Below are 12,288 nucleotides of genomic sequence, written 5' to 3'. Positions count from 1 at the left end.
GTTCATATCCAGCATAAATTTCTCTCATGCCTAGAGTGGGAAGCGCAATCCTCGTCTAACCTTTGCCAGAGGGTTATGCACGGTCAGGGAAAAATGAACTTATTCATGTTTCCGCTAACGCAGCCGATTGCATGCTGTACATCCGACTCGCCACAACGACTTGCGGGAAATTATGCCGAACAGTTTCGCCTCTATTGAAAACTCCCTCTCCAATCGTTCAAGTGTGTCGCTGGCAAGGGCCTCACTCTTCAAGTTTCTCGGGTTACTGGCTGGCGTGTTCGTGCTAGCCAGCGGCTCACTGGTTTATCTGGCCAATGACCTGGACCATACCGAACAGGTCGAAAGCGCCTTCTACACAAAAAAGGCTGTGCAATCGTTGGAAAAATCAGTGCGCGCGACCGTCAAGGATTACGCGTTCTGGGGTGAAACCTACAAGTACCTGCATGTTCAGGTTGACCCTGACTGGGCCTATGTACGACAGAACCTGGGGCCTTCGCTCTATCCTGACTTTGGATTTCGGGGAGTGTTTGTCGTCAGCGATGACAATCGCACCGTGTACTCGGTGGTCGAGGGCAAGTTGAGCAGTGTTGCAGCCGCAGACTGGCTCAAACAGTCCATTGCACCGATTCTCGAGAAGGCTCGGGAAGGAGAGCAAGCAGAAACACCGATAACCGCCTTCATCGATATTGCAGGTGTACCCGCCCTGGTGGCGGCTGCAGCCATTACCCCCGGAACCGACCCGACAGTGGAGGCTGATGCCAGGCCAGCGTCGGTGCTGATTTTCGTAGACTTTCTCGACAGCGCCAAACTCCAGGTGATGGGCCAGGATTTCGGTGTAGACGGCCTGCACGTTGGCACGCCTGAGGAAAGGGATGCGACGTATTTCCTGCCCCTGGGTGAGAACGGAGCAGCCGGCAGTCTGCGTTGGAGTCCTTCCCGCCCCGGGCTGCGGTTGCTGGGGGTAGGCTTGCCGTTGATTGGCATCGCCGCGCTGCTGGTGTGCCTGATGACCTGGGCCATCTTGCGCCGCACAACCGCCAGCGCGCTTGCCCTGGACGCCAGTTACACATCGCTGCATCGCAGTCAGGACGCCCTGGCCATCAGCGAAGCGCGCTTTCGAGACGTCGTTGAAGCCATCTCGGACTGGGTATGGGAAATAGATGCCCAGGGTCGTTTCACCTATTTATCCGATCGATTTGACGATGTGACCGGGCTCTCCAGGATCGCCTGGATAGGGGCGCCAATCGATGATTTGCTAGGCACGGAACCTGGGTCATTAACTCAGTGGCTGAGCATTCCCAATCGCCGCCAGGATATCAGCCTGCAGTGCCGCTACATTGATAGCGCAGGCCGCGAACGAATCACGCGTATCTCGGCCAGGAATATGTCAGACACAGGCTTTCGAGGTACCGCAACGGATGTCACCGAGGAAGTCGAAGCCCGTCGGCGTATTGAATTTCTCTCCCAGCATGATGCCCTGACCGGACTGCCCAACAGAACACGTCTGCAGGAGTTTCTCGACGGTAAACTCAAGGCCTTGCCGACGCCGGAACAACCTCTGGTCATGCTCTGCCTGGACCTCGATCGTTTTAAACCGGTCAATGATTTGCTCGGACATGCCGCGGGGGATCTGGTGCTCAATGAAGTGTCGAGTTGCCTGGCCGAGTGCGTGCGTCACGGCGACCTTGTGGCCCGGGTTGGCGGGGACGAGTTTGTCCTGATACTCACAGACGTGAGTTCCCAGGATGAGGTCGAGGCACTGTGCCGTCGCCTGATCGAGTCGGTTGAACGGCCGATAGAGATTGATCAGCAGCAAGTGTTTGTCAGCGCAAGCATTGGCATCGCGATGGCGCCGAATGATGCTTGCGAGGCGGCGGAATTACTGCGCTATGCCGATATTGCACTGTACGAGGCCAAGTCTGCCGGCCGTAACACTTGGCGCTTCTATGCAGGCGATATGAACACCAGGATCATCGAGCGTCGCCGCCTGGAAAACGACCTGCGTTTCGCGATCAAGGACGGACAGCTGCGCCTGCACTTCCAGCCGCGCTACCGTATCGCTGACGGTCGCATGGTGGGTGCCGAAGCGCTGGTACGCTGGCAGCACCCTGAGCGGGGCCTGATACCTCCCGACACTTTTATCCCGATTGCCGAAGAATCCGGGCTGATACTTTCCTTGAGCAACTGGGTGATCAATACCGCCTGCGATTGCGCTTCGCGCTGGCCGCAAAACCTGTTCGTGTCGGTCAACCTGTCACCTACCGAATTCAAGCGCGGCGATCTGGTCGAGCGTATTCAGAAAGCACTGGTGGACTCGGCCATCGACCCCGCCCGGGTAGAGCTGGAAGTTACTGAAAGCGTGATGCTCGAAGACGCCACTGGCGCCCTGGAGCTGATGCGTACCCTCAAACGCCTCGGCGTACGCATCGCCATGGATGATTTCGGAACGGGATACTCCTCGTTGAGCTATCTGCGCGCTTTTCCTTTCGACGGCCTGAAAATAGACCGCAGCTTTTTGAGCCGGCTCGATCAAAGCGAGGACGACAGGGCCATCATCCAGGCTATCGTGGGCTTGGGGCGCGCCTTGGCGCTGACGGTGACGGCAGAAGGCATTGAAACGGCCGAACAACTGAGTTTGCTCAAAACGGTTTCCTGTGACGAAGGTCAGGGCTATTTCCTCAGCCGGCCGCTGGATAGCGATGCGTTCGACGCCTTGGCAGGCGTCGGCGAAATACAGAAGGCATAAACTGCGTACAACGTCAGTCAAGGGTACGAGGAAAGGTTGCCGTGAACGTTGTACCGGCTGCGAGAGAAGAGTCTACGACCACATCACCGTGGTGCGCTCTTGCGATCTCCCGAACAATGAACAGGCCCAACCCGACACTTCTGAGTTCTGCATTGTCATGACTGCCACGGATCATCGGCTCAAACAAATCCCTGAGTAATACCTTGGGTATCGGCGTGCCGAAATTGTGCACGGTGATAACCAGCGCTTGATCTTCAAAGGCAGTGGACACGGTGACTTCACTCTCGCTGGCGCCGTAGGCAAATGCGTTGGCGACCAGGTTGCCAATGAGCTGGTAGAGCCGATCACTGTCGGCAGTAAAGGCGCCTTGCCCATGGCGCAGATGGGTCAACTTATGCCCGGGAAAAGCCAGGCTCAACTCCTCCAGGCAGTCAGCCACCAATTCGTGTAAATCGACTGGTTTGGGTACGACGGCAATACCTCGGCCAACCTGCGTCAAGGTAAAATCCAGCAGGTCGGCAACCAGACGCTGAGCGCGATCGGCCGAATGGCTGATGTGTCCCAGTATTTGCACTTGCTTGGCATCCAGCTCCCGGCGACCCAACAGTTCCGTCGCCATTTTTATGGCCGACAAGGGGTTGCGCAGGTCATGGCTGACAATCCCGATGAGTTGCTCGGCGAACAGGGCTCTGTCCTCAGCCGCCGCATAGGTGATGCGCAATTTATCCTGGGTCAGATCCAGTACGCGCTGGTCCTTGAGGTGCTTGGCCAAATGTCTATCGGCAAGCATTCGGGCATTGAGCAGCTCGCGTTCGTATCTTTGCCTGTCCGCGGCTTTGAACAACGTCATCTCATGAAATATGCCTTGAGAATGCTCACACGCGATGGCGCTGAGCATCATCGCCATGGAATGTCCGTTGTAGTGGGTCAGATCGAACTTTACGTCAGCAACAACGCCCTGTATCTGCATCAGGGGCGCCCAGTACGTCTTATGAAATGTCCTCCCTCCATGCTCATCAGGTCCTGAATGTGCCGGCCGAGCAACTCTTCTCGCCGGTAGCCTAACCAGCGGCAGAAAGTCAGGTTGACCTGGGCGATCTGGCCATTTTCTGCGGTAAGCAGCACGCCACATTCAGCTTCGTCGAAGAGAACTTCAGAACCGGGTTTCGACTCGTAATCTTCCGGCATAGGGATCACAGAACAATGGGAGGGCGATATTTCAAAATTATAGCCCCCACCTGTACAAGCAGCCTTAATACTTGGCCATAACGTGCAATTGGCGTCCTTTATCCAGGCTTTACTGATGACAAATGACCTTCGGCTTTGCTACTTCCGTTGACGGTTTCGCTGCTGTTTGACGTTATACATCTCGCGGTCTGCCAGCTTTGTGGCCTCGTCCACCGTCATGTTGCCCGGTATCACTGCCACGACCCCGACACTCGCGCCGGTATATTCAATATCACCAAGACCATGGCCCAGCTCATATCGCCCTATCGTCGCTTTGGACAGGCGCTCCTGTAGCAGTTCGGCGGCGTGTCGCCGGTCACTTTCCAGTTCCGAGTGGTCAGCGGGTGTGCCCAGGGCGATCACGATGAATTCATCACCGCCAGTGCGTCCGATGACGTCGCTGGTTCTAAGGCCATGCTGCAGTTGGGCGGCCACACCGCGTAGTAGCTCGTCTCCTGCCAAGTGGCCGCGGGTGTCGTTGATTATCTTGAACCCATCCAGATCGATGACCCCCATCAGGATGTACTTGTTCTCCCGCTGGGCGAGGGCGAACATGCGCTCGGCATCGTTCAGAATGGCACGGCGGTTGGACAGGCCGGTGAGTGGATCTGTCAGGGCCAGCTTGGTCAACTCGGCGTTGGCCGCCTGAAGCCGCTCTACAAGCAGCCCACGTTCAAGGGAATATCCCAGCAACCCGGACAGCAGCATCAGCAAGGGTTCCACTTCAGCAGAGCGGGCCACCTGATTTGAGCTGGCGGCACATACCGTCCCCAGCACTTGTCCATCCTGGGACCTGATGGGCGCGCTCACGTAAGTTCTGATGCCCAAGGCCGCGGCAGCTTCCGAGTCGCCCCAACATTCGGCAACGTTATCCGAATACATGCGATTCTCTTCCAGCGCCCGCTTGCACAGCGTATCTGTCCAGGGCACGACCAACCCTTCCGGGATCACCATGTCACCGACGTTGCGTGCGAACTCGATACGCTGCACACCCTCGTCGGTATCAATGGTCGTCAGGTAGGTCGACTCCATGCCGGTGACCTGACTGAGCAGGGTCAGCAGGGGACGCGTAAGTTGCTCCAGGGTCTGGGCTTTGGGAATGGTATCGGAGAGAAGAGAAAGAATCTGATCCATTTTGGCGTCCCCATGGCTAAGCGGTTTTTTGATTATCGTTTAATCGTTCGAATACTGAACAGGGCGAGGCTTCTCCAAGCCGAGGCGCGGCAAAGCCATTACTTGCGCACATTCTGGTACAGCATCAATCGAGAGGTTTCATGCATGGCGCGGGTCAGTTGTGACAGGCGCTTGAACTCCTCGGGGTGTTGCTCGGCGACGTTGTCCAGTGGCGTCTGGGAGGCCAGGTCATGGAGACTTGGCGCACTGCCGTCGTGCTCCATCTGCACCATGTAGTGTTGCGTCACGCCGGCAATCAGCGGGAACGTGCCTTCACGTAACACCAATGGCACCACGCGTTCGCCTTCGGGCGCGGGCTGCTGGATATCACGGCCCATGCCGCTGTTGCGAAACTCAAGGCCGGCCATGCCTGCCACGGTCGGCAGCAAATCCACCAGGCCAACGGCTTGCTCGACCTTGCGCGTCCCGATCAGGCCGGGTGCGTGGATGATCATTGGCACCGCGTTGCTTTCCAGTCCCAATAACTCATAGGCCGGCGGCAGGAAAGGGATTTGGGCGATACGGGTGTTGTGGTCGCCAAACATCACGAAAATGGTGTTGTCGTACCAGCCGCCGGCCTTGGCGATTTCCATCAGGCGTCCGATGTTGAAGTCCAGCAGACGCACGGCATTGTATTGCTCGACACTGCGCGAGCCTGCCGCCTGGACTTGCTCCAGGGTAGGGTGCTTGACCTCGAATCCGTCATTGGTCGCTGGAATTGTGAAGGGGCGATGGTTGCCGGCCGTTTGTACATAGGCGAAAAACGGTTTGTCCTTGGGCAGCGCTTGCAGGATCTGGTCGGTTTCCTTGAACAGGTCCAGATCCGAGATCCCCCAGACGTCCACTACCGGGGATTTCCAGTCCCGCTCGTCGAACAGGCGAACGCCGTCGATGCTTTGCCGGATCAGGGCATTCATGTTGGCCCAACCGGAGTTGCCGCCAATGGTGTAGATCTTCTCGTAGCCGGTGAAGGCATTGACCAGCGTGTTTTGCCGGGTGATCAGCGGATTACGCGTCGCGGTTTCCTGTCGGGTAACGTCAGGCACTCCGCTAATGCTGGCCCAGACGGTTTTTGCGGTCCCCGTCACCGGTACGTAGAAGTGCTTGAAGAACCAGCTTTGGGTGGCCAGGCGATCGATATTGGGCGTTGGGTTGATCGGGTTGCCATAGGCGCCGACGGCGCTGGTGCCCAGCGACTCGAGCATGATGAACATCACGTTGGGTGGCCGCGATGCGGAAATTTTGTAGGGTTGCGGCCCCTGGTGGCGGACAAAGTTGAGGGTTTGCGGATCAGGCTGGTCGACACCCAGATAGTTGGCCATGACCGCGTAATGTTCGCGTACCAGTGCTTCGTCATAGCGCGACTGGCCGACCTTGACGGTGTCGTAGAGGAATATCACCGGGTTCAGGCCCAGTGCCGCGATCTGGTTATTGCCCGAGAAAAAGGCATCGCTCCAGCGCAGCGGTACCGGGTTTTCAAAGTTCAAGTGTTCGACTCGACCCAGAATACCCAGCAGCACCAGCACGACCATCAACGCACCACCCCAGGTCGCGGAGAGGGGGTGAATGGCTTGGCGGGGGCGATCCAGGGTGATGCGCTCCAGACGCACCAAGGCCAGTGTCACGATCGCGACAGTTGCCAGCCAGCCCAGGGAAATCCAGATGACCGGGTAGGTTTGCCAGACCATGTCACGGGATATTTGCGCATCCTCGATAAAGCGCAACACCGTGGCGTTGATCCTCACGCCGAGGTAGGCGTAATGGCCAAAGTCGATGATGTAGACAAGCAGCACGGCGCTGAGGATGGCGACCAGATACAGGCGGGCGACGCCGCGAAGGAGGCGGCTGCCAATCAGGTTCCAGCGGGGGATCCAGGCCAGCAACGCCACTGGCAGCATGACCAGAATGGCCAGGCGCAAGTCGAAACGAAAACCGATGCCCAGGGTTTGCAGGACGTTTTCGTCGCCCAGGGCTTTGGCGTCGAAACCGGAAAAGCCGAAAAAGAACACCACTCGCAGCAGTGCAAACAGAACAAACACGATCGCTGTTGCACCCAGCCAGTAATGCAGACGTCTCGATTTCAGCCAACCCATCATCTTTCCTTATTAAACAGTTTCGGTGAGTTTCAAACGGATTTGGTCATCATCGGCTCGCGCCGCGTGATCAACCTTTTATACGCCCGGCGCGCGGCCAGCATCAGCAGTGCCAGGCAGCAATACAGGCCCAGCAACGGGTCAACCAGGTAATCCCAATAGTTTTGGGAAGGTTTGATCCCGACGATGAAGGCCAGGGTCGCACAGGTCAACATCACAACGGCCAGGTAGTTGCGCAGGTAAAACAGGACAAATGTGAGCAGTGCGACGATAAACAACAGCGGGCGCGGGCTGTAACCACGCCGGTAAGGGTCCAGCTCACTCAAGCCCAGGGTAGCGGGGTAGAGCACCAGGGCCATCACCGCAAAGAGGATCAATACGCCTGTTCGATCACGCAGCGCCGGGGGCAGCATCCCCAGACGGCGCAAACACCCCCATCCCATGAACACCATTGAGGTGATCGCAAGGTCATCAATGTGGCTGCGCAGGTAAGCGGCCAGCGACAACCCGCCCAGCGGTATGAAGCTGGCCGCCAGCAACGCAAGCAGCAGCGTGATGCGCCAGCCCCTGTTCAGCCCGAACGAGGGCAATAGCAGGAAGATGATCATCGCGAAAGTGACGTGGGCTTGCCATAGGTTGATCATTTGAGACGCTCGGACAGCCAGGCATCGTTAAAGGTTACGTGCTTGATGAAGGTGTTGTTCCAGGAATAAACCATGTGATACATCCCGTCGGGACTGCGGATGAAGTACGGGTATTCATATTCGAACTCGCATTCGTCGTTTTTACAGACACGGTTATCGAGGTTGGCGAGGAATTGCGCCTCCAGGGGTTGGCGCAGCTTGCCGCTGGAACCGCGGAACTCAATCCCGATGATTTCCTTGTAGGCGAGGGGTGAAAACGGATCGCCCTCCGGATCCGGTGATTTGTCCAGATCGTGCAAGAGGCGCCAATCGATCATTTTTGCATCGGTGAGATACAGGCTCAGCTTGAAGCGGCCCTCCTGCAGGTCATTGAGCGCTACCAGCAAGCCGTGACCGGGCGTTGCCACGGCCGCCAACGAGGAATTGGGGTTCGAGGGCACGACCGGATAAGGTTCGCTCCAGTTTTGTCCGGCATCCTCGGTGCGGCTCGCCAGGACTCTATGGTGGATGTCGCCCGCATAGCGCAACAAGGCGATACCGCGCTGGCCATCCAGCGGAACGATCGCCGGTTGCAATGAGTTTTTGCCGTGGCTGATGCGGTATTTATCGATTACTTCACCGTCCGGGCTCAAATACAGGTACTCGGCAAATTTGCCCAGAAATTCGTGATAGACCGGTAAGCCGATGGAGCCGTCGACATGAAACACCGGTGCCGAACGCACCAGGGTGCTGATGTTCAAAAAGGGTGAGGTGATCAATTGACGCGGCGCTGACCAATGCACACCAAAGTCGTCTGAAACCATCACATTGACCGCGCTACCCGCCCAGCCGCCCATGGATACCGAGACGAAGAACAGCCACAGGCGATTGTCCGGCGCCAATGCGACGACCGGGTTGCCAAGTTTTCGAATGTATCTACGAGTGCTTTGCTGGGTCGAGTCCCGGGTCGCCATGACCTGTTCCTCCCCCCACTCGTCGGTGCTGACGTTGAAGCGGGCGGAGCGCACCTGTACATCGGCTGCGCCTTCGCGACTGCCGGCGAACCAGACCGCCATCAGGCTACCGTCCGGCATGGCCGTTACCGACGAGGAATGGACGAAGTCCACCAGCCCGGAGGAGGCGAACCGGCTGGTATAAATGGGCTTTGCATCGGTTTCTGCCAGTGTCTTTACCGGAGTGATCCGGGCAAAGGAAGAATGCATGGGTGCAGGGTGGGTGATCCATGCGCCCACAAAGAGGCAAGCCAAGGCAAGGTAAACGCCAAGGGCAGCAATGCCGGGGAATTTTATGCGCATAATTAAGCCTTTAGCATCTCCTAGCCCAATAAAGCGCCCACGGTAACACTCTAGTACAAGATTGCGACTCAATTGATCTCAATTATCCAGGCAGTTACTTCTAGTGTGCGGCGCCGCGTTATGAGATGAGCCCGCGCAGCTGAGCAGGGCTCAGGCCAAGGCGTTGCCTGAAAGTGGTCGACATGTGCGCCTGGGAATTGAAACCGCAGGCGTTGGCGATCGCCACCAAGGGCATTGTCGAATCGCACATCAGTGCACGGGCCTTGGCCAGGCGACGATCGATCAGGTAGCTGTGTGGGCTTTTACCCGTTGCGTGCTTGAATGCGCGTATGAAATAGCCTTCGGACAGTCCAAGCAGCCCGGCCATTGCCTGAATTCCCAGGGGCCCGTCCAGGCCCGCGTCAATGAACTCATCGAGCATACGCATACGGCCAGCGGTCATGGCGTCTTGGGGCGGTGCGGACAACGCTTGGTGACTCGTTACCCGTTCAGCCAGGGCCAGCGCCCAAGCCTCCCAATCGTCCGTCACCGAGGCTCTTAGCAGCGCGCTGCGCATTCGCAGCGCGAGGGCGATTGCATGCGGGTCAATGCGATTGTTGAAGGCACGGTCCCCAGGCAAAGCGCTGCCATCAGTGCGCAAGACCCGCAGGTACTCACCGCCCCTGGCGGACTCGGACAACACGTCACAACCTGCGGGAACGAATGCCAGGCCATTGGGCAAGGCGTCAAACGGCTGCACCCGGTCGCTGCCAATGGCGTGCACACCGCGCTGGCTGTCGAAGGCAAAGCCAATCGCCGATTGCGCCGCGACATATCGGGTTGCGTAGGCGGCGCCGGGCAGCAACTCGATGGCCCATGGCCCTGCCTCGATACGACGGACCGGTTCGGCGGGGAGCGGGAGCAGGGGGCGATTTTGACGGATCATGAACAGCATAGTAATGAAGAGCGAGCCTAAAAGTCAGGTCAGTTTTCTGAAAGCCGATGTGCTGTGCCTGTGTCTAGACTGGGCAAAACATTGGGAAGTCCACTGATGCAGACACTGACTCGCGACGAAATCGAACAAGCGGCCCGCCATGTCTACCAGGTCATGCCCGCTACTGCCCAGTACGCCTGGCCACTGCTGGCCGAGCGATTAGGCTGCACCGTATGGGTCAAGCACGAAAACCATACCCCTACCGGGGCCTTCAAGGTACGCGGTGGCATTACCTTCATGCACTGGCTCAAACGCGAGCACCCGGGCGTCAAGGGCATTGTCACCGCTACCCGCGGCAACCATGGCCAGAGCCTGGCGCTGGCGGCCGGCAAGCTTGGTTTGAGGGCGTTGATCGTGGTGCCCCAGGGCAATTCGCCGGAAAAGAACAACGCCATGCGCGGTTTTGGCGGCGAAGTGGTCGAGTATGGCCGCGATTTTGACGAGGCCCGGGAAGAGGCCGCGCGCCTGGCGCAAGTACATGGCCTGTACCTGGTGCCGCCGTTCCATGTCGAATTGGTCAAAGGTGTGGCGACCTATGCGCTGGAACTGTTCCAGGCCGCGCCGGATCTGGACACCGTCTACGTGCCGATCGGTTGTGGCTCGGGCATTTGTGCGGTGATCGCCGCGCGCGACGCGTTGGGCCTGACAACCCGGGTGGTGGGCGTGGTTTCCACAGAGGCCGCAGCGGCCAGGTTGTCGTTTGAAGCGGGCGAAATCCTCGAAACCGCGACGGCAAACACCTTCGCCGACGGCCTTGCAGTGCGTAGACCGATTCCCGAGGCCTTTGCCATCTACGGTGCGGCTGCGGCACGCATCGTTTCTGTCAGCGAAGCAGAGATCGCCCAGGCCATGCGTGTGTATTACACCGACACCCACAACCTGGCTGAAGGGGCGGGTGCGGCGGCTCTTGCGGCGCTTATCCAGGAGCGTGAAGCAATGGCGGGGAAAAGGGTCGGGGTGATTCTGTCGGGTGGCAATGTTGATCGATCGGTGTATGCAGGAGTGATTGAGTGAAGTGGATCAGCTTTGCGGGGAACCGGTCGAGTCAGGGCTGGACTCGGCAGCGAGCTTCAAGCGGTCAGCTTTACTGATGTACCTGGTCTTGCTTTGCGGTGCCAGTTTGGCGCTGGCCTTTTTGGCGTGAGCCTTCAATAGCTGTTTGATTTTTTTACGACGGTTCATGTCTTTCTACCCAGGCTGTTTATTCGTCAATCATATCAGCTTAGGCAATGGCCCAGACCCGCTGCGACCGGCGAGTAGTTTGCCTTCAAGGGTTTCGATGGAGTCGAAGACGTCGTCGATCACCTTGATCCCGATCGTGGCCTGGAAGTCGGCGAGTGTGGTTTCGCCAATGTAGTCGGTCCAGTTGTAGACGCTGAGCTGTGGCTGAGCCTGGGCACCGGCGCTGAAGGGCGCGGCCAGCGCGATCGGGAAATGGATTTCAATCCATGCCTATCGAAACCTCGTGGAGTTAGTGGCTTTTTCAGGGCATTTTTCGGCGTTGGGGGAGCCACCTTCGCGAGCAAGCCCGCTCCCACAGGGAAATGCATTCCAAATGTGGGAGCGGGCTTGCTCGCGAAGGGGCCGGGTCAGTCACCATCTGTTTTGAATGGCACACCGCATTCGCGAGCAAGCCCACTCCCACAGAGGGGCGAAAACAGTCAGCATCCCAAGAAGAAGGCGAATGACGGAAAGTCCGAGAATCATCGAGAGGACGGTGGCAACAATGGGGAAGTTGCTCATGCTTCTTCCTGCCCGGGAATGTTCCGGCAAGCGTAGACCAGTGGTTCGGGAAAGTTTGACCGCAGCACCGGGGCAGGCATTTACCGTGTCGCAAAAATGACAAGGTTCCTGCGCACCTTATTTTGTCTTTTCCGAGGTGGTGCAGATGGTGTGAACCTGGAACTGAACCCCGGCCAGTGACTCCCTGATCTGATCGGCCGCATGCTGACAGGCCTCCAGATTCGTGTACTCGGCATGGTCGATTGCCGGGGCCGGCTGTGCGCCGTTTGTAGCGAGAATGACCCAGAGAATGAAGTTCATGATGTCTCCGACGCGGCTGGTGGTAATGAGTCTAGCCCGGATTGATTTCCAGTGTGGGCAGTGTTCATGACTCTCCAGCTGATGCTTTTACCAT

At 58.0% G+C, this 12,288-nt stretch carries 9 protein-coding genes and 2 pseudogenes; 2 read left to right on the top strand and 9 right to left on the bottom strand.

Annotation, left to right across the window (positions count from 1 at the left end):
* The first annotated feature begins 172 nt into the window (after positions 1-172).
* A complete protein-coding gene (locus ASE98_RS15470; RefSeq protein WP_060542207.1) occupies positions 173-2,746 on the top strand; it encodes a bifunctional diguanylate cyclase/phosphodiesterase in 2,574 nt (857 codons plus the stop codon).
* Between the two features lie 13 nt (positions 2,747-2,759).
* Here ASE98_RS15470 and ASE98_RS15465 read toward each other — a convergent pair.
* From ASE98_RS15465 to ASE98_RS15440, 6 genes and pseudogenes are all read right to left on the bottom strand, one after another.
* A pseudogene (locus ASE98_RS15465) lies at positions 2,760-3,934 on the bottom strand (ATP-binding protein).
* A 138-nt stretch (positions 3,935-4,072) separates the two neighbouring features.
* Positions 4,073-5,107, bottom strand: coding sequence for a sensor domain-containing diguanylate cyclase (locus ASE98_RS15460; protein WP_060542206.1), 1,035 nt, complete (start codon positions 5,105-5,107; stop codon positions 4,073-4,075).
* A gap of 98 nt (positions 5,108-5,205) precedes the next feature.
* Complete coding sequence (locus ASE98_RS15455) at positions 5,206-7,239, bottom strand: LTA synthase family protein (RefSeq protein ID WP_060542205.1); 2,034 nt, start codon at positions 7,237-7,239, stop codon at positions 5,206-5,208.
* Positions 7,240-7,271: 32 nt separating this feature from the next.
* Complete coding sequence (locus ASE98_RS15450; protein ID WP_060542204.1) at positions 7,272-7,883, bottom strand: hypothetical protein; 612 nt, start codon at positions 7,881-7,883, stop codon at positions 7,272-7,274.
* The gene (locus tag ASE98_RS15445) at positions 7,880-9,178 is read right to left on the bottom strand and encodes a sialidase family protein (RefSeq protein WP_060542203.1); all 1,299 of its coding nucleotides are present in this window, start codon (positions 9,176-9,178) and stop codon (positions 7,880-7,882) included. Before ASE98_RS15445 ends, ASE98_RS15450 begins: the two co-directional genes overlap by 4 nt.
* 118 nt (positions 9,179-9,296) lie before the next feature.
* The gene (locus ASE98_RS15440; protein ID WP_060542202.1) at positions 9,297-10,112 is read right to left on the bottom strand and encodes a helix-turn-helix transcriptional regulator; all 816 of its coding nucleotides are present in this window, start codon (positions 10,110-10,112) and stop codon (positions 9,297-9,299) included.
* Between the two features lie 96 nt (positions 10,113-10,208).
* On the opposite strand from ASE98_RS15440, the gene ASE98_RS15435 reads away from it, so the two are divergent.
* Positions 10,209-11,165 (top strand): threonine dehydratase, encoded by a 957-nt coding sequence (locus ASE98_RS15435; protein ID WP_060542201.1) that lies wholly within the window; start codon positions 10,209-10,211, stop codon positions 11,163-11,165.
* A gap of 6 nt (positions 11,166-11,171) precedes the next feature.
* On the opposite strand, the gene ASE98_RS26005 is transcribed toward ASE98_RS15435, so the two are convergent.
* The 3 genes and pseudogenes from ASE98_RS26005 to ASE98_RS15430 form a co-directional block, all read right to left on the bottom strand.
* Positions 11,172-11,333, bottom strand: a complete 162-nt coding sequence (locus tag ASE98_RS26005) for a DUF2986 domain-containing protein (RefSeq protein WP_082457558.1) — start codon at positions 11,331-11,333, stop codon at positions 11,172-11,174.
* A gap of 57 nt (positions 11,334-11,390) precedes the next feature.
* Positions 11,391-11,597, bottom strand: a pseudogene (locus tag ASE98_RS26000) (polyamine ABC transporter substrate-binding protein); the annotation flags it as partial.
* Between the two features lie 414 nt (positions 11,598-12,011).
* Positions 12,012-12,194: a hypothetical protein gene (locus ASE98_RS15430; RefSeq protein ID WP_060542200.1), complete on the bottom strand. Its 183-nt coding sequence runs from the start codon at positions 12,192-12,194 to the stop codon at positions 12,012-12,014.
* Positions 12,195-12,288: the final 94 nt, after the last annotated feature.

Origin of the sequence: Pseudomonas sp. Leaf48, from assembly GCF_001421885.1 — a bacterium.
Lineage (GTDB): Bacteria > Pseudomonadota > Gammaproteobacteria > Pseudomonadales > Pseudomonadaceae > Aquipseudomonas.
Note: the sequence above shows the minus strand (reverse complement) of the source record. Positions and strands in the feature narration are given on the sequence as shown.

Bases quoted from the DNA above. Each gene is read 5' to 3' on its own strand.
- ASE98_RS26005 (WP_082457558.1), bottom strand. From the start codon at position 11,333: ATGAACCGTCGTAAAAAAATCAAACAGCTATTGAAGGCTCACGCCAAA.
- ASE98_RS15455 (WP_060542205.1), bottom strand. From the start codon at position 7,239: ATGGGTTGGCTGAAATCGAGACGTCTGCATTACTGGCTGGGTGCAACA.
- ASE98_RS15435 (WP_060542201.1), top strand. From the start codon at position 10,209: ATGCAGACACTGACTCGCGACGAAATCGAACAAGCGGCCCGCCATGTC.
- ASE98_RS15430 (WP_060542200.1), bottom strand. From the start codon at position 12,194: ATGAACTTCATTCTCTGGGTCATTCTCGCTACAAACGGCGCACAGCCG.
- ASE98_RS15445 (WP_060542203.1), bottom strand. From the start codon at position 9,178: ATGCGCATAAAATTCCCCGGCATTGCTGCCCTTGGCGTTTACCTTGCC.
- ASE98_RS15440 (WP_060542202.1), bottom strand. From the start codon at position 10,112: ATGCTGTTCATGATCCGTCAAAATCGCCCCCTGCTCCCGCTCCCCGCC.
- ASE98_RS15450 (WP_060542204.1), bottom strand. From the start codon at position 7,883: ATGATCAACCTATGGCAAGCCCACGTCACTTTCGCGATGATCATCTTC.
- ASE98_RS15470 (WP_060542207.1), top strand. From the start codon at position 173: ATGCCGAACAGTTTCGCCTCTATTGAAAACTCCCTCTCCAATCGTTCA.
- ASE98_RS15460 (WP_060542206.1), bottom strand. From the start codon at position 5,107: ATGGATCAGATTCTTTCTCTTCTCTCCGATACCATTCCCAAAGCCCAG.